This is a genomic window from Bradyrhizobium sp. ISRA442, assembly GCF_038085055.1.
Lineage (GTDB): Bacteria > Pseudomonadota > Alphaproteobacteria > Rhizobiales > Xanthobacteraceae > Bradyrhizobium.
Genome location: NZ_JALGCN010000034.1, coordinates 18,695 through 35,701 on the forward strand (window position 1 = coordinate 18,695; position 17,007 = coordinate 35,701).

The following is a 17,007-nucleotide window of genomic DNA, read 5'->3' on the forward strand; positions in this document are numbered from 1 at the left end:
TCAAACCCGTCCCGGCCATTCTCTCCCTCTCATCACGCGGCCGCCCTCACGCCGCGCCACCACGCGATGCGCGCCTCCCGCGTCGCGTTCGCAAGCCGCAGCAGCAGATCGCCATGGCAGGGCTGCGGCGCGCAGAAGCACACCAAATCGCTCCCGCGGAGTTCATCGAGTGTGCGAAGCAAGTGATGCTGGTCCGCCAGCCACCGCTCGTATTTTGCGATGACGGCCGAACGGTCGCCGTCGCGGCCGATCCGGAATGGATTGCCCACTTGCTGCCACGGCCGATATAGATGGCTCCTGCGGGAATGCCCGCCTGATGCTTGTTGAGAACCCTGCACATCGCCTGTCGCCTCCTGTTTCTCGCGTTGCAGCGGCCTGGCAGGGGGCGCGGTCCAGCATCGGAGGTCACGCGCCGCCCTCGGGGCCTGCGCGGGAACGGCTAGCCCGTTGACCGCCGATGTGGCGCGCCCAGACGGGACACGCCGCAGCGCGGGTCAGGTGGCCGGGCGCAAGGATTCACTCAACAGCACGCGGGGGAAGCAGGCGGCGCCGGCGCGTCAGGATCGCGAAGCCATCCGTAGCAATTCGGTCGGGCGACAAGACGAAATGCACTGCCCTGGGCACTGCATGGTCCATCCAGTCGCTTCACCGTGCGACCTGAGCGATGAACTCCTCGAGGAGATCGTTGGTAGACTTGCCGACGATTTGATCGGCGGAGATCACAACGACTGCGCCGCCAAAACCATCGGCACGCATCCGCGAACAAGTAAAGGAGGAAACGGCCGACACGTACTCCAGCGTCGACGAGCGCCGAACGATGTCCTGGATGATGAGCTCCCAGGATGTGGTCGTAAGATCGAGATCAATGTCGTGCGAAGGCGGTTCACCGGCTTCAAGCTTTGCCAGCTGCTCTGTGGCGATCCTGTTGGCGGCGTTCGGGCCGGCCGCCTCGGACGCTGCAAGCGCGGCTTCGAGCGCCGCGCGCGCGACCGTGGTCATGTCGGCCGGACTGACCTCGGAGAAGAAACACCAGCCGTCGCCGTCGCGCTCGGCATCGAAGATGCGAGAGAGCAGCAACCGCTCCAGTGGCGTCATATCGGCCTCCGGGATCGTCTGCTGGACCACAGTCGGGGTGTAGTAGTCGGCCATTCGTGCCTCCTCTGATAGCCGAAAAGCCCGGCGCGAGGCCGGGCTGAGGGATGAGAATTGCGATAAAAGGAGTGCGGGACGGCCGAAGCCGTCCCGCGATAAGGGCTCATTCGGCAGCATCGAGCTGTGGCTCGGTGTCGTCATCGCCACTGTCCTCCTGCCCGTCGTTGTCGGCGAGGAATTCGGGCAGCGGACCCGCTTCGGCCTCCTGCTCCGCTGGCGACGCCGTGGGGTCGGCGAGACGCAGCGGCTCCGGCAACCAACCCGAACCATCGAGAAGACGCTCGGCCTCCTTCGCCATGTCGGCCTTCTTCAGGTGGTCGATCAGTTGCGCGGAAGATTCGCCTCTGGCTTCCCGTACCGCCTCTAGGATGCGAGGCTTGGTGACGCGGCCGAGATAGTTATCGACGGTCGGTTTCCAGCCAGCCTGAACCATGTCGAACCCGACGGCGCGCGCCAGCACATTGGCCTGGTCGAGCCGAGAGCGAGCGCCGTGAGCGGAGACACGGCCCTGATTGTAGCGGTTAGCCGGCTCATGGACGGCGTTGACCGCAAATGACGCACAGTGAGCGAACAGGGATGCCTGTGCGGCACCGTCAAGGGCCGTGAGCGCATCCCAGAGATCGTCCTCACCCCTCGGCAAGCGCGCCTTCCAGGACTCATGCCGGGCCTCAACGGCCTTCGCAGATGCGCTTTCCCTGAGCCCGGGGGCCTGAGTCGGAAAAGTCGGCGTGCGAAGTCCGATCTCAAGACAGCTTCCAGACGGTGCGAACCGGTAAAAGGCGGTCAGCACGAAGTTGTGCAGCACCGCCTGGAACGCGATCGCTGGATTTTCTGCAAGAGCATCCCGCAACGCCAGCGTACGATGCGCCGTCAGTTCGGTGATGAGCCGATCCGGCAACGGCCTTGCCGGGTCCTCCTCCTCATCATCATCCTCCGGTTCGGTGGATAGGCCGGCGACCGAAATCGTCGTGCGCTGGACAGAAGCACCAGGCTCCGGCGCATCAGTGCCCCGCCCGACGTCGAAATCGGCCGCAGGCGCTTCATCCTCCGGTCGGACATAGCCCCGATCGACAGAAAGCCGCCCTTCGGAATCGATGCTGACGAAGACGCCGGCCCTTGCGATCTCGCCCGGCTCAAAGATGTCCGGCCGGTCGTTCAAGGCCTCGAGCGCCTTCTCGAGTTCGCCAAGACGCACGTCCACATCATCGGGCAGTTCGTCGGCGTCTTCAAATTTTGCCTGAAGCGCGTCGTATTCTGCCTGGAGGGCATCGAAGCTCGCCTGCTCCTCAGCGGTGAGAGCCGCCGGGTCTCGCTCGAGCCGGCGGAGCCCGTGATCATAGCCGTAGGGAAGGCTCGCGGCGACTTCGATCCACTTCCAGGCTTCGGCGGCGATCGCCTCGGCCTCGGTGCGCAGCTTCTCGGCGACGAGACGCTCGAGTAAAGCGACGTCATCGAGCCAACCGCCGCCGTCTTCTTCGAAGAGATCCCGCAGGACGTTGCCGCCCGCGGCCTCGTAGGCGGCAAGTCCGACAAACCGCACGCGTTTGTCGGAGGCCCGCACCGTACTCTCGGTCAGCACGCGCCGGATCTGATACGGTTCGTCGTAGCCCGACTTGTTGACGTTCTCCCAGACCTGTTCCTGTCGGGCGTGATCGGCGGTAACAGAGAACGCCATCAACTGTTCGAGCGACATGCCGTCGTCGGCATAGACGTCGAGCAACTTCGCGGAGACGGCCGCGAGCCGGAGCCGCTGCTTCACTACGTTGACGGATACGAAGAAGATAGCCGCGATGTCTTCCTCGGGACGGCCTTGTTCGCGCAACGTCTGAAATGCACGAAACTGATCGAGAGGATGAAGCGCGACGCGATGCACGTTTTCGGCGAGGGAGTCCTCTTCCGCGGTGATCTCGGTGCCCATGTCACCGACAATGCAGGGGACCGGCGCGGTTTTCGCCAATCGCTTCTGCTTCACCAGGAGTTCGAGCGCGCGATAACGGCGCCCCCCGGCGGGCACCTCGAACATGCCGGTCTCCTGTCCGTCGGCGTCAAGGATGGGCAGCACGTAGAGACTCTGCAACAGTTTTTCGCGATGGGCGATGTCCTCGGCGAGATCCTCGATCGAGATGCCGGCTTTGACCCGGCGTACATTCTTCTGGCTCAAGACGAGCTTGCTGAAGGGAATGTCGCGCGACGGCGACAGCTTGATCTTCTGAACGGCCTTTGCCATGTCAGTTTCTCCGGAACGGGCGGCCGGGAGCCTCTCTCTCGGCCTCCAACCCGTTCGCGGAGAGGTCCGCCCTCCTCTCGCTCTCACTTTTCCAGCGGGCAATGGAGCTGCTTGCCGGCTGCCGTGCTATCGGGAATCCCAATCGCGTCCTCGCATCTCAGATCGGACGAAACCCGAAACGGCTGGCGCCGGTTGGCACGGGCGGCTATGTTGACTGCCATGAGCCATTATATTTTGGATGGACGCGAACCTAAGTGCACGAACGCGGTTTCGTGGCGGCAATGGTATGAATCAGCCGACCGTGTTGTCGCGAGGACCCAGATAGGTCCGGATATTGTCGTCTCAACCGTGTTCGTTGGTCTCGATCTCGGATGCGATCCAGATCGCCCTCTTGTTTTCGAAACCGAGGTGATGGAGGCGGGCGTACCCTCCTGCGACGCCCGACGGGAGCGTTACCCAACGTGGGCCGAAGCGGAACGCGGCCACGCAAAAATCGTGAGCGAGTATCGCGGCACCTGAGCGTGCATTTTTCGGCGCTACGCGGAACCGCCAGTTTGTCGACGGACCACCTCCCAAAGGCCGTCGCGGGATTGTGGGCCCGCGACGGCGGTCGCAATGCCGTCCCTCCGAGACGGCAGGTTACGAAACCCGTGAATCGGAAGAGCGCAGACGCACCAAGCCGGAGACCCGAAAGTCCCGGCTTGCCGGAAATCACGCCACCCGGTCGAGCAGCTTCTTGGCCTTAGCCTCAATATCCAGGCGGACATCCTGATGCGGCTTGTCGCGCGCGACGGCGGTGATGCCCTGCACGAAATCGAAGATGCTTTCAGGCGGGCGGCCTTCCTCCGCCAGCACTGAATCGATCACCTTGCCAGTCTCGGCCTTGGAGAAGCCGCGGCGGCGCAGAAACTCGGTGCGATCCTCGTCGCTGCGTGCCACGATCCGCTCGCGGGCAGCCTTGATGCCATTGACGAAGGGCATGGGTGAGGAGTTGGCGAAGTTCAGTAGCGCCGGGGCCGCCTCGTGGGCAAAGCGGGAGGCCGCGTATTTGGAATGGCGGATGGTGATCTCCTCGAAATCTTCCACGCCCCACAGATTGCGATTTTGGCAGACCGCACGGAGATAGAAGCTTGCCATGCCGAGTGTCTTCGCGCCAACTTCCGAGTTCCAGCAATAGAAGCCGCGGAAATAGAGGTCGGGCGAGCCGTCCCGGAGACGACCAGCTTCGATCGGGTTCAGGTCGTCGACCAGAAAGAGAAAGACGTCCCTGTCCGATGCATACAGGGTCGTCGTGTCCTTGGAAATGTCGACACGGGGATTGTAGATCCCGGTGGACCAGTCGAGCACACCTGGCACCTTCCACCGCGTATCGCCCGTGCCGTTGCCGGCGATGCGCTGCACGGCCTCAACCAACTCGTGGTCGTAGATGCGCCCGTAGTCGGGACCAGTGACGGCGCGAAGCTCAACGCGACGATCCTCGGTCTCGAGCGTTTTGATCTGTTCGACGCGATTGGCAGTCAGGCCATATTGCAGGTTGATGCCAGCGAGTGCCGCGGGGAGCTGCCGCAGGTAAGCGGCCGGAGCACCAACCTGGCTTGCAAGCTGGCCGAAGCTCCAGTGGGTCGGCGCGACCGGCGTGTCCGAGCCGGGCAGCATCAGGGCCAAGCGCTCGGGGTCGGCACGGTTTGCCTCCACATAGATGAGCGCGCTTTCCACCACGCGCGTCCGGCTGCGGTCCGTGCGATCACGCACCGTGCGGGCCAGTTCGTTGAGCGACAAATAACGCTCATCCGCCGGACGAGAAAACCACTCCGAGGATACCCGACCGACGCGGTCGCCCCGATTTACATCCACTCTGTAACCGCCGCTGGCGTCGCGGCGGGCATCAAGAACCTGCATATTCATGGGAGTATTCTCCACGACGGGCACCGGAAGACTCTCCTCCGGTCCTCAACCCGTCACGGCCAACGCCACTCCACTCTGCCTCTCCTGCATCTTCGATCGCCGACGCCCACTAGATTCCGCGCCGCAACTTCCGTCAGGGAAAGCCCGAAGGGCTTTCCCTCCGTCCGATTTCTTCATTGCACTTGGCCTTGAGGTGCGGAGGGCCGCAGGCCCGACCAGGCGTGCGCCAACGGCGCATCGCCTCAACGGAAAATGGCACCCGGAGAGCGTGAGCATAGCGACCCGAAGGGGCACGCGGGTCCGAGTGCAGCGACGAGACCGGTTCAATAGCGGCACCCGGGAACGGGGCAGTGATAGCGATCGCCGCAGGCGAGCCCCTTTCCCGAGTGCCCCCGGCGAGGAGCTCCGCATCCCTTTGCGCGAGGGATCGACGCCGCACGGCCGAGACGCAAAGCGGCTCGGTTCACGAGAGCCCGGTGCGGCACTAGCCGCACGCGCACAAGCGGAAGAATCCGCCAAGACTTGAGATCTAGATTTCCTCGCGCGCATTCGTCTGCGCGTCATAGATCCTGATCTGAAGCATGGGAAAACGCTTCTTTAGTTCTTCTCCGCCTGCCCTGGCGCCGTCTCTGGTTGCAAATTCGGCTTTGAGCCGGCCGTCCACTTCAAGCGCGTAACCAGAGGCCGGCATTTCACGGTTGGCTGCAACCATTTCATTCTCATTGTGCAGTGAGGTGATCGAGAATGATGGCGTAGCGTGAGTCGCCCAAACCACGCTAGAGTCAGCTAACCAAGTGCGGTGATCGGTCATGTTTGTTGTGGATTGACGCCTCGCACTGGATCGCATCAAGGATGGGTATTCGCATCGTCCGAACAGTCGGACGGCTTGCCGCCCGCGCGAATGCACGCACGATAGAGCCACGGCTCGACGTAGCTGCCCTTCCAAAGTCCCTGGCCCGCGCGCTCAGCCTCGCGCTGAGACTCGTGATATCTGCCCTTCGAGTATTGCGGCCAATCCAACGCAAGGCCGTTGCGCACAAGCCATTCCCCAAGATCTCCGCCCGCGACCGAACAGGTCGCGACCGTGCGGCCATACCGGTCGAGGCTGAGCGGGACGCAGTTGACGGGGCGCCGGGCAATGTAAGCGTCGAGATCGTTCGCAGCCTTCGAACCACAGCGGTACTGTAAACTATCCTCACCGCGACATAGCTGAGTGCTCTCCGGAGCATCCACGCCCCAAAGGCGGATCCGCATTCCCTGAATTTCCAACGTGTCGCCGTCAATGACACTGGCCTGGCCGACAAAATTGTCAGCCAGAACCGCGCTCGATAACAGCAGGAGGATCAATATCAGGACTCGACGTTTGCTCATGACCTTGGATACCAGCGATTACCGCAGATTGCGGGGATTGGATTTCGGCCAGTGCTCAAGCGGCTTCAGCATCGGCAGGTTCTCTGGCCGCTCGGGATAATGAAACTCCGTGCCGCGCAGCCAGCGGCCCTGGAAACGGTCCCAGAACAAGATCGCATCCATCTGCCAGGTAAACTCATAGACCCTCCAAACGCCGTCGTTCTTTATGACTTCGCCCGTTGCGTTGAAAGGCAGGCTGTTGAGCTTGCAGAGAGCGTAGATCTCATCCCAGTGCTCGCGGATATAGCGATCCTCCAGGGCCACGTGATACGGCCGGTCGGGGCGCAAGCGCGGGCCGCCCCCGCGCGGATAAAAGCCTTGGCGCGGCATCAGGAATTCGGGAATGCGCGCGATTGCAGTGCCGATCCGACGCGCCTCATCCGAAGATAGCTTGCTCACACCGAAGCTGTAGCGCTGCGCATCATCGCGGCAATAGAGCCATGCGAGGGTCACACCGTTGGCGTCCCTGACCACATAGCACTCGGAATTTTCCCGGACCAAAGTCCAGGGCGGCTTGAAACGGCGGCTTGACTCCATGAGAACAAAATAAGAACATACACTATCGACGGTCAACCTGGAACGGGGCCATGTCCTCGGTCTCAAAGCCGAACGAACAGGACGTTGAGCTGGACGCCGCCGTCGAGCAGGCGATCGCCGTTTGCGACGGCGATATGCGCGCGGCTATTCGCGCGCTGATCGTCGCGAACAATTTTCTGGAATCGGAGATCTCGGAGTTGAAGAAGGCCGTCTCGCACGCCTACACGCGGGGACGCTTTCGGACTTACACTGGTTAGATGGCATGCGCTGAGGCTGACGATGAAACGTCCGGATAAGTATTACTTTGTGGCGGACGATCAGACTCCGATGTGGCGATCCAGCTCATGCGAGTGACCGAGAGCGAGCCCTGAATGTGTAATCTCTATTCAATCACGACGAACCAGGCGGCGATCGCCGGTCTGTTCAGACGCATGAACCGCTATGTCGGCAATCTGGCGCCGATGCCCGGAGTGTTTCCGGACTATCCGGCACCTGTAATCCGCAATGCCGGCGAGGCCGAAGAGATGGTGCTCATGCGCTGGGGCATGCCGCCCCCACCCAAGACCGGCGGTCCGCCGGTCACTAACATCCGCAATACATCGTCGCCGCATTGGCGCGGCTGGCTGAAGCCAGAGAACCGCTGCCTCGTGCCGGCGAACAGCTTCGCTGAATACGCACCCGAGCCAAATCCTGAGACAAAGAAGAAGGATGTCGTCTGGTTCGCGCTCGAGGAAAGCCGGCCGCCGTTCTGTTTCGCGGGCATCTGGACCGAATTCAGGGGCGACCGCGGCACCAAGTCGAAGCCGATCCCGGGCCCCCACCTCGTCTACGGCTTCCTGACGACGTCACCCAATGCCGTCGTCGAGCCGATCCACTCGAAGGCCATGCCGGTGATCCTGACCACCGAGGAGGAGCGCGACGTCTGGATGCGCGCTCCGTGGGATGAGGCGAAGGCGCTGCAGCGCCCTTTGCCCAACGACACGCTGAAGATCGTCATGCGCGGCGAAGACAAGGAGGACAAGATCGCTGCGTAGGCTGCTTTTGAACAGTGCAGCGGAACGCGTGGGAAAGCGCCTTCCGAGCATTTGGACGCCCGCTCCAGAGGATCGGCGAGATCGTGCGAAGGTCAACGCGGCCGCAGCGCGGAAAGCTGGGCCGAACGCTGGCCATCCGGCGAAGATCAGCTCGTGGTCTACACCCCCGTCGTTCGAAAGCAGGGACCCAGGGCAGCGGATTCGCAGTATAATGTGTGCATGAGCTCGTCGGATCAGAATCAGAATACCGCCGAGGCGCGAGACCGCAAGATCATCCATATAGACATGGATGCCTTCTACGCATCGGTTGAGCAGCGGGACAATCCGGACTTGCGTGGGAAGCCGGTCGCCGTGGGCGGGTCCAAAGAGCGTGGCGTCGTCGCGGCTGCGAGCTATGAGGCACGCAAGTTCGGGGTCCGATCGGCGATGCCGTCGGTAACGGCCAAGCGCCAATGCCCCGACCTGATCTTCGTGAAGCCGCGCTTCGAGGTTTACAAGGAGATCTCGCGACAAATTCGGATGATCTTCGCCGAGCACACGGAAATCATCGAGCCATTGTCGCTTGATGAGGCCTACCTGGACGTTACCGAGAACATCCAAGGCATCCCGATCGCAACAGAGATCGCGACCTTGATCCGAGCCAAGATCCTCAGCGAGACGGGTCTGACCGCCTCCGCCGGCATCTCTTACAACAAGTTCCTGGCGAAGCTCGCCTCGGATCAGCGCAAGCCGAACGGGCAGTTCGTCATCACGCCGAAGATGGGACCGGGATTCGTTCAGGGTCTTCCCGTCGGGAAATTCCATGGGATCGGCCCGGCGACAAGCGCGAAGATGAATGGCCTCGGTATCTTCACGGGCCTGGATATGCGTAACCAGACGCTCGAGTTCATGACCGCCAATTTCGGCAAGGCCGGCGCCTACTATTACTGGATCTCGCGCGGCATCGATAACCGACCGGTACACGCCAACCGGGCCCGAAAGTCCATAGGCGCCGAGAGCACGTTCTCCCAAGACTTGGCGGATTACGAAGCCTTGGCGGCGGAACTGCAGCTGCTTATCGAGAAGGTATGGCGTCACTGCGAGACCACCGGCGCACGGGGTCGGACAGCTACGCTCAAGGTGAAATTTTCCGATTTCGAATTGATTACCCGCAGCAGGTCCGTGGCTGTCATTGACAGTTCGGGCGATCTCTCCAGCCTGGCATTTGAGCTACTAAAGCAACTTATGCCGCCCAAGAAAGCGATACGGCTGCTCGGAATCTCTATTTCGGCATTCACTAATCCCGAACCTGAAGGCGCAGATCAATTGTCGCTCATATTAGATGAATTCAGCATCCGAGTTTGACCGCTTTTCCGGGCGTCGTCCGTACCTCGCGCTCACCCCAAGGCGGCTGCGAGCCGGGCTTGATCCTTCTCCCAACGGGCTTCCTCCGCCTGTTCACTATCCTCGAGCGCCCCGCTGGCCGGTCGCAGATGCCCCCCACGACGAAGAGCTGTCCACAGGCTCAGATGCCTCAACCGATCGCATCCGATAGAGTGCAGCCAGACGCGCACGGAGCGCGGTTCATCTGTTGACCACGAATATGACCGATCCCTCAACCCTGACCGAAATGGCGGCCGCGCTCGAGCAATCGCCGGATTATCGCGTCTTGCGCCGGCTCGTTCCGCGGTCAGAATTCGCTGCGAGCAACGGCGAAGCAGCCAAGACTGCTCTCCTATTGGATGTCGAGACGACTGGCCTGAATTCGGCCCGCGATGAGATCATCGAGCTCGGAATGGTCAAGTTCGCGTACTTACTGGACGGCCGGACCACCCGAGTCCTCGATACCTTCAGCTGCTTCAACCAGCCGTCGGTGGCCATCCCCGCGGAGGTTACGGCTCTCACCGGGATTACCGACGAAATGGTCGATGGCCACAGCCTTGACCCCGATCGCATTGCCACCTTTGCGGCAGATGCCGTTGTCGTCATTGCTCACAATGCCGCTTTCGATCGCAAGTTCATGGAGCGTTACTGTCCGTCGTTTGAGCATCAAGCGTGGGCATGTTCGGTCAGTGAAATTGAATGGCGCAATCATGGTTTCGAAGGCTCACGACTGCCGTATCTGCTGATGAAGGCGGGCCTGTTTCATGAGGCTCATCGCGCCGTCGATGACTGTCTCGCGCTGCTCGAGATCCTAGCTTTGGCGCTCCCCCATCAGAATCGGACTGTTCTTTCCGCTCTGCTGGAACGCGCGCGGCGCAAAACCATTAGAATCTGGGCCGAACATTCCCCGTTCGAGCTGAAGGACGAACTCAAGCGGCGCGGATATCGCTGGAGCGACGGGACTGATGGACGGCCAAAGTCCTGGTACATCGATGTCGACGAAAACGATCAAAACGCGGAAATCGAGTTCTTGCAAAAGACGATCTATCAGCGCGAACTAGAGCCGCGAATTCAGAGCCTAACAGCTTTCAACCGCTTTTCGGTTAGAGGTTAGACGATGATAATACGGACTCGGTCGAGTATTCCGACCCCGCAACGATCAGACGACATGAGCTGCGACTGATCATACCGCTCGGGATGTACGCGAAATTTCGATTTCGTCGCCGATTACCTAAACAACTTACGAGCAATTGCTTCGAGGTCGGCAGCAGCGCTTGAGCTCCAGCCGTTTCGCTGAGCCCAACGGCGAATTTCCACAGGGTCGATTGAATGGCCCTCCTGGCGAAGCTGAGCGATTGCGCGCTCCGCATGCTTCTTGTCCAAGGGATGGTTGAGGCCGGTACTCAAATTTATGGCTTGGGTCAAACGCCGCAGCGCTTCCTCCGCTGGACCAGGCAGACTACTGACCGGTAGCGGCGTGGTGGTCGCCCCTAGTGTCTGAGCTCCCCAGGTCGCTTGCCACTCCTTCCCCTCAGTGTCATTCCACGGAAGATAAACGATCGCCTGTACGCCCAGCGAGTCGTCGAGCTTGTTCATGTCCTTGTTCGAGATATGTGCGCCGATGAGAAGCCCACCAGACGAGCTCCCCCGGAACGTCTGTGCGCTTTCCAGCTTCATCTGAACTCCTTGGGCGATCAGAACAGGATGGCCTTTTACCAGTGCCTTTACCGCATCTGCTCCAAGGAACTCGGCCACAATCGTCCGATCGAACCCTCCCTTCTGAGGCACCACCAATGTCACACTGGCAATATTCTTCGCTTTACAGACTTCAAGGACTCCCTTGAAGGCGAGCCGAATCTGGTTCGGTGACCGTTCAATTACGTACCGTGCAACGGATATCACGCATCTTCCTCCCCTTGCTTCGCTCAGAGCTGCGACCAAATCAGCGGCAAACGCTCCGCAAGGTACCGCGCCAAGCCGGGCCGTGATATATGGACACCGATCTCGCCGAAAGGCGCATCCGGTGGCGACGTCCACGAGCACCAGTTAATACTTGTGACTACAATGTCGTCTTCCCCCCACAGAAGGAATTTCGCGTGGAAGCCCTCAGCGATTCGTAGCAGACGCACGCCCCGCTCGCGAACGTCGATTGTCAATCCAGCTGCCACAGGGCCGCTCACCAGCCCGGCAGTGCTTCCGTAGATAACAACCGGTTCGGTGCGGGCGGTGGCCGCCGCAACCTCAGCCGGAATGATTGCATTGGCGAAAGCCGAATTTCCGAACTTGTCACTCGCGACCAAGAAGCGGCTTGGCGCGCCGCCACTGGCCTCACGCAATATCGCCTCATGCGCCTGTCCCGCGATCACTCTGGCGCGATGATTTCCCGTGCTCTCCGGTCGTCTTCGCAATGCTCGCGCGAGAATATAGAGCTCGGTACCGATCTCCGGCTTGAACCCTGGGCGAGCCACCATCGCACCAAAGCCGTCTGCGATCTCCGCGATAAGGTGCGGATCCCTGAACTCACATGACAACTCAAATCGCTCAAACGACGTGTAGAGCCAATTGCAGGAACCTACGACGGCGACGTACCCCTCGTCGCCGTCGTCTGCAATGATCAGCTTGGAGTGTGAGCCGGTCGACCGAAGGTGGATGCGTACCCGCTCTCGAAGGACATCGTCGGCGGCGATGAGCTTCGATATCTCGGCGGCCTGAAGAAATGCCTTTTCATTCGGACTATCTGGCGCACCAGCCCCCCAGAATAGGTCAATCTTGACTCCTCTGCGAACCGCATCGCGGATTTCATCCAGCCAATTGGCAAATCCCGCGACTCGAAGAAACGTCGAGTGAAGGAACATCCGGCGCTTTGCTCGCTCGAGAATCCGCCTGAAAATCTCGCGATGCGCATCACCGCCAAACACAAGGCCGTCTATCTCAAACGTGGCCGCGATTGGATCAGGCAGAACTTTTTCAGCTTCCTCTTGAATGTGTGACGCAACCACAATTGGCCGCGCACTATCTGTTGACGCCGCAATACGTACAATCTCCTGCTTAAGTGATTGGGGCGCGCGATCCGGGAGATTCCTCATTGACGCACCGTCCACCACGACAAGCATGAATTCATTCTGTCGCTCGACAAATGTGTCACCGTCAAAAAACAACAGCTTCTCGTCCTCGCGAAGAACTTCCTGGATACGCGCAAAATTCTCCTGGGGCGTCGTCTTGGGCAGCGCGCCACGCACCTCGATGTCCCGCACATCGACGCCCTTCTGCCGCAGCGAGAGGATGACGCCCGCACGTTTTGCTGCAACATCTCTTCGCGAAAACACAGTACCTGTGATCGTGTCGTACACGAACGAGACGTTTCGGGAGATCCGCTGCTTGTCGGTTGGAATTTCGGAACCACCCGCGACCACGGCTGCACCGAACGTTGTTGTCTGGAAAGCCGGGAAACCGCCTATCAAGACCGCCTCAAGCAGGCGAAATCTCATCATCCTAACAATGATCTCTAGGATAACGCGCCTCGGGATATCAAGATCGTCGGCCAGCCGGCTCGCCGACATCGCCTCGCGCGACAAGGACCACAATACGAACTCATCAAGCGCGCTCCAGCCCCGACCTTTCTCGATCACCGCTCTCGCAGATACCCGGCGTACCGGTATCGCCACCACCACGCTCATCGCATCCCCCGAAACAGTTCTGCGGGAGCAACAATTGTTGCGGCCGGCCCTCCTCGTTGGGCTGTCTGGTGACGAAGCGCCTCGATCGTTTCAAGGAAGGTCACCACGAATGACAATTCATCCTTCGGGTCCTTCGTTGCGTGCCGGGAGCTCTCACGAAGAAATTCGAGAGATCCGACGAGAACCAACTGCTGGCGCCCTCGGCTCAACAGCACGTTCATACGCCGACGATCGCGCAAGAAGCCCAACGCAGGGACCCCCGTTCTAGGGTTGTTTCGCACCAAGGACACTATGACGAGGTCGGCCTCCGAGCCCTGCGACGCGTCCACCGTCCCGCAGATTCGACCGCTTTCGGCGAAGCCTCTGAATCGCAGGATGTCTCCCCCTTTTGCCTTGAGCGCTTCGACCTGCCGATCGATACGATCGACCTGCGCCCGGTAGGGTGCAAGTACAGCAAGAGATGGTGCCTCCTGATCGCCCGATTGAGGAACAGGACGGAGCCGCTCCAGCAAATCGACGATGACCTTGGCCTCCGCCGCATTGCTCCATCTAGGCCTTCCCGACTCTACCGGCGGCGCTTTGCCGGTGCGGCTGACGTAGGGCATGTCAATAAAAACAAGTGGAGATGTAGGAAAGCCCTCCCCAAAGCTGAACGGCAACGGCCGCGATGCTTCTGCCGTTCGACGATCAGACGTCTTCAATCGCCCTTGGTAAAAGCAAAGGGAAATCAACTCGGCAATCTGGGGGTCCATACGATGCTGGACCAGCAATTCACTCGACACCGATCGCCGACTACCAGCGACCACACCCCTGCGCCGTTCATCTTCCTCGACGAGCACGCGAAACGGTTCAAACGCCCGCAGCGCGGCGCGCGAGATCTGAGAGAGGGTGTTATCGTCCTCGACCGCTTTGCGAAGGTCTTCAAGCCCCGACTCGAAGAATGTTGGGCCAATCATCTCGTCTGAACTCAGCAAGGCATTCCGAAGCGCGGTCTTATCCGAGAGAATCGACGTCATGCGCTCGGTATCGAAGGGCGGGAGCTGATTGTGGTCTCCGATGAAGAGACGCCGGCCCGACAGTGACAATGGCGCTATCAAGTCGGGGCCAGTAGCCTTGGCCGCTTCTTCGATAATTACCCAGTCGAACTGAGCGGATTCATCTATTAACCGTTCAATATCGGCAGAAGCACTAGTCGAAAACACCAGATTGGCCGATCCGAGAACCAGCGCGGTCAACGCGCGCACTCCTTCTGCATCACGCGCATTTCGTCGCTCGAGCAAGCGGATCTCGTCTTGCGCAAAGGCCTTCTCTAGATCAGCAATCCCTGTTTGCACACCGAGTGGAGCTTGCTGGAAGCGTTTCGTTGCCCGCACTCTTTTCAAATACGCCACCGCGGTGCGCCGCACATCTGCCTCGGTCGATACGGCATCATCGCGCCCCGGCGAGCGGACAATGATGGCATCGTCAGCTTTTTCGCCCAGCGTGCGCCGTGTCGCCTTCAAGATATGGTCGAGCGCTTGATGGCTTTGCGTCGAGACCAGTAGGCGCGCGGCTGGATCGACCGACACTTTTCGGCGAAGCACCTCGCTGACGAGTTTTGTCTTGCCGACCCCAGGTGGGCCCACGACGAAGTAAGTGGGTTCGAGGGTCCACAGGTCCTCCAAAGCGCGCTGCTTTGCGTCGTCCAGATCGTCGAAGAATTCATCCTTGGAGGGGGGCGTTTCAGTGCGCCGGCTATTGCGGCGAGGATCAGAGAACAACGTCACAAGATCGCGCTGTTCGGCAATCGCGCGAGTAGTCCGAAGACGGCGGCGGATCAGGCTTTCTGTGCCGTGGTCGCCATACCGGCGCAAGAAGAGGCGGTCGCCCTCCGAGGGCAATTCGAAGGCGGAGAACTCGTAGACGATGCGGCCAGAATTATCTTTCGCAACGGTCTCAAAACGCAGACTGACGTCACCAGCATCACGTCCACCCAGCCCGCCCGAATTGCTCAATCGCCACTCGACATCAATGCCCTGATCGTCTTTTTCAAATAACCGATCCATGACATCGGCCACGCTACGCTCTCCTACGTTGCGGGCAACGTCGTCTCTCGACGACTCTCGCGGTGTAATCTGAAGAATTACGCGTCCCCGCTCGGAGCGCGTGCCAACGATCTCAACAGGGAGAATTTCCAGGGCATGAAGCAAAGCCTCGACAACCTGGATCAACAGAATCGCCTGTCGGAGTGTGCGGGTCTCCGTATCCTCCTCATGTATTTTTTCTTTAACGAGAGAAAGCGTCCATTCCAGAGCACCGGCGCCGAGTTCTGTAAGTCTGCGGGTCGCGGCCCTCCCATTCGAGACCACCTCGATGGGGTGCCGCACGGGCTGGATTTCACTATTCGCAAACGCGCGACCCGGCTCGCGTGCAAGGATCGACGTGACGGTCGCAACCTGCCAAGTGCTGGTACCGGTGTCCGAAAAACGCCGAAGCTGATAAGACGTTGTATCAGTGATGAGAAACAGACGCTCCGGGTTATCGTCTCCGGCAGCCGCAACAATCCGGGCGCCACTCGATAAGTCGCTTTCCACGAATGAGACTTGGGATTGAAGATCGTCGAATGCGACGCTCTCTTCACTAAGCGTATATATGGTCTCCGCCATTTTATCGTTAGGACGGAAAAGTAGCAGCAAACGGGATTCCCGTGTCTCGCGTTGGCCACCTAACTCTCGCGTGAGTACCTGCACCGCTCGGATGACCGATTTTGCTTCCACAACTTCGTCACGGGCGGGATCAATCATTCGGCGCAAGAGATCAATTTCGCTGTCCATCAATTCGATTGGGTTGTTTGTATCAATGTATGGATCGGCACGGCGCAGTCCGTCCGGATCGATGCCAACGAATGACGCAAATAGCGAGGCCAGAGCCTTCCAGTCCTGGGCATAGGAATAGGTTAGCTGCCGGATCTTAGCTCGAATCTGCTGCAGCGGAGGGTGAACCGCACGCGCCTCGCCCAACACCAAACTCCATTCGAATCCGCCTAAGCGGAAATCCGCCTCCTGTGCGCCCTCGGTGAAGACGGCATAGCTATCGATCCTGCCGTGCAGGAGTCCATGCGAGTGGAGGATTCCCAAAGCCTTCGCAAGGCGACCGAGGTTGTTCCACAGAATGACACGGTTCGCCGGAACGGACAGGCTGCGCATCCAGAACCGCCTCGGCGCGGTCCTCAACTTCCCTTCGAGAGGCATCGATCCGGGTTCATGCACGATGCAAAACGTGTCGGACGTCTCGATCATTGCAACGACACCGGCGAAGACTTGGTCAGCGCCGGGATAGCTCATGATCCGGTCAACTTGGAGCCGCTCGTGGCGCCAGAGCTCACGAAGCTCGTCGTCCGCGACCGTCCCAGTTTTCGGCCAGAATTTCAGAAGTCGATCCTGGTTAGTCTTCCTGTCTGCTCCTTCAATCAACCCAGGTCGAAGCGCTTCGGGCTGTGGCCCCCGCAAGTAGTCTTCCGGGAGCTCAAATAAATCTTCCAAAGAAGGTTGATTATTCTTACGTGCCATAACAATGCCTTCGCGAATCAAAGCGCGATAGTACGCCAATCCCAAGTGGCGGCGATCAGGAAACGCAGATTTTCCCAGATGAATCGGATTGCGCCGGCGCGGCACGCGACCGGACCCGAGTGCCTCCGGAGAGGGACACCATATCGCGGTCAAGG

14 protein-coding genes are annotated in these 17,007 nt (G+C 60.2%); 4 read left to right on the forward strand and 10 right to left on the reverse strand.

Translation table 11 applies throughout. From position 1 onward, the window contains the following. Window positions 1-32: 32 nt before the first annotated feature. The 7 genes from MTR72_RS37815 to MTR72_RS37845 form a co-directional block, all read right to left on the reverse strand. Window positions 33-269, reverse strand: a complete 237-nt coding sequence (locus tag MTR72_RS37815; RefSeq protein ID WP_341512145.1) for a DUF4326 domain-containing protein — start codon at window positions 267-269, stop codon at window positions 33-35. Between the two features lie 376 nt (window positions 270-645). Then, window positions 646-1,149, reverse strand: a complete 504-nt coding sequence (locus tag MTR72_RS37820; RefSeq protein ID WP_341512146.1) for a hypothetical protein — start codon at window positions 1,147-1,149, stop codon at window positions 646-648. Window positions 1,150-1,255: 106 nt separating this feature from the next. Beyond that, window positions 1,256-3,379 carry a ParB/RepB/Spo0J family partition protein gene (locus tag MTR72_RS37825; RefSeq protein WP_341512147.1) on the reverse strand — a complete coding sequence of 708 codons (2,124 nt, stop codon included), beginning with the start codon at window positions 3,377-3,379 and terminating at the stop codon, window positions 1,256-1,258. 711 nt (window positions 3,380-4,090) lie between these two features. Beyond that, window positions 4,091-5,284 carry a DUF932 domain-containing protein gene (locus MTR72_RS37830; protein WP_341512148.1) on the reverse strand — a complete coding sequence of 398 codons (1,194 nt, stop codon included), beginning with the start codon at window positions 5,282-5,284 and terminating at the stop codon, window positions 4,091-4,093. 529 nt (window positions 5,285-5,813) lie between these two features. After that, on the reverse strand, window positions 5,814-5,996 hold the full coding sequence (locus MTR72_RS37835) for a hypothetical protein (RefSeq protein ID WP_341512149.1): 183 nt from the start codon (window positions 5,994-5,996) through the stop codon (window positions 5,814-5,816). 134 nt (window positions 5,997-6,130) lie between these two features. Beyond that, window positions 6,131-6,655, reverse strand: coding sequence for a thermonuclease family protein (locus MTR72_RS37840; protein WP_341512150.1), 525 nt, complete (start codon window positions 6,653-6,655; stop codon window positions 6,131-6,133). 18 nt (window positions 6,656-6,673) lie between these two features. Beyond that, window positions 6,674-7,168: a hypothetical protein gene (locus MTR72_RS37845; protein WP_341512151.1), complete on the reverse strand. Its 495-nt coding sequence runs from the start codon at window positions 7,166-7,168 to the stop codon at window positions 6,674-6,676. Window positions 7,169-7,281: 113 nt separating this feature from the next. Between MTR72_RS37845 and MTR72_RS37850 the strand changes: the two genes are divergently transcribed. The 4 genes from MTR72_RS37850 (at window position 7,282) to MTR72_RS37865 (ending at window position 10,741) form a co-directional block, all read left to right on the forward strand. Then, window positions 7,282-7,488: a hypothetical protein gene (locus MTR72_RS37850; RefSeq protein WP_341512152.1), complete on the forward strand. Its 207-nt coding sequence runs from the start codon at window positions 7,282-7,284 to the stop codon at window positions 7,486-7,488. A 114-nt stretch (window positions 7,489-7,602) separates the two neighbouring features. Beyond that, window positions 7,603-8,265: an SOS response-associated peptidase gene (locus MTR72_RS37855; protein ID WP_341512153.1), complete on the forward strand. Its 663-nt coding sequence runs from the start codon at window positions 7,603-7,605 to the stop codon at window positions 8,263-8,265. A 219-nt stretch (window positions 8,266-8,484) separates the two neighbouring features. Then, a complete protein-coding gene (gene dinB, locus MTR72_RS37860) occupies window positions 8,485-9,609 on the forward strand; it encodes a DNA polymerase IV (protein WP_341512154.1) in 1,125 nt (374 codons plus the stop codon). A 238-nt stretch (window positions 9,610-9,847) separates the two neighbouring features. Continuing rightward, complete coding sequence (locus tag MTR72_RS37865; RefSeq protein ID WP_341512155.1) at window positions 9,848-10,741, forward strand: 3'-5' exonuclease; 894 nt, start codon at window positions 9,848-9,850, stop codon at window positions 10,739-10,741. Between the two features lie 113 nt (window positions 10,742-10,854). On the opposite strand, the gene MTR72_RS37870 is transcribed toward MTR72_RS37865, so the two are convergent. Genes MTR72_RS37870 through MTR72_RS37880 form a run of 3 tightly spaced genes read right to left on the reverse strand, consistent with a single transcriptional unit; the run spans window position 10,855 to window position 16,957 of the window. After that, window positions 10,855-11,529, reverse strand: coding sequence for a hypothetical protein (locus MTR72_RS37870; protein WP_341512156.1), 675 nt, complete (start codon window positions 11,527-11,529; stop codon window positions 10,855-10,857). A 23-nt stretch (window positions 11,530-11,552) separates the two neighbouring features. Beyond that, window positions 11,553-13,304: a phospholipase D-like domain-containing protein gene (locus MTR72_RS37875; protein ID WP_341512157.1), complete on the reverse strand. Its 1,752-nt coding sequence runs from the start codon at window positions 13,302-13,304 to the stop codon at window positions 11,553-11,555. Next, complete coding sequence (locus tag MTR72_RS37880; RefSeq protein WP_341512158.1) at window positions 13,301-16,957, reverse strand: DEAD/DEAH box helicase; 3,657 nt, start codon at window positions 16,955-16,957, stop codon at window positions 13,301-13,303. Before MTR72_RS37880 ends, MTR72_RS37875 begins: the two co-directional genes overlap by 4 nt. Window positions 16,958-17,007 lie beyond the last annotated feature (50 nt).

Excerpts from the sequence above, each read along its gene's own strand:
- MTR72_RS37835 (WP_341512149.1), bottom strand. The coding sequence starts at position 5,996 with ATGGTTGCAGCCAACCGTGAAATGCCGGCCTCTGGTTACGCGCTTGAA.
- MTR72_RS37820 (WP_341512146.1), bottom strand. The coding sequence starts at position 1,149 with ATGGCCGACTACTACACCCCGACTGTGGTCCAGCAGACGATCCCGGAG.
- MTR72_RS37825 (WP_341512147.1), bottom strand. The coding sequence starts at position 3,379 with ATGGCAAAGGCCGTTCAGAAGATCAAGCTGTCGCCGTCGCGCGACATT.
- MTR72_RS37840 (WP_341512150.1), bottom strand. The coding sequence starts at position 6,655 with ATGAGCAAACGTCGAGTCCTGATATTGATCCTCCTGCTGTTATCGAGC.
- dinB (WP_341512154.1), top strand. The coding sequence starts at position 8,485 with ATGAGCTCGTCGGATCAGAATCAGAATACCGCCGAGGCGCGAGACCGC.
- MTR72_RS37865 (WP_341512155.1), top strand. The coding sequence starts at position 9,848 with ATGACCGATCCCTCAACCCTGACCGAAATGGCGGCCGCGCTCGAGCAA.
- MTR72_RS37855 (WP_341512153.1), top strand. The coding sequence starts at position 7,603 with ATGTGTAATCTCTATTCAATCACGACGAACCAGGCGGCGATCGCCGGT.
- MTR72_RS37830 (WP_341512148.1), bottom strand. The coding sequence starts at position 5,284 with ATGAATATGCAGGTTCTTGATGCCCGCCGCGACGCCAGCGGCGGTTAC.
- MTR72_RS37875 (WP_341512157.1), bottom strand. The coding sequence starts at position 13,304 with ATGAGCGTGGTGGTGGCGATACCGGTACGCCGGGTATCTGCGAGAGCG.
- MTR72_RS37850 (WP_341512152.1), top strand. The coding sequence starts at position 7,282 with ATGTCCTCGGTCTCAAAGCCGAACGAACAGGACGTTGAGCTGGACGCC.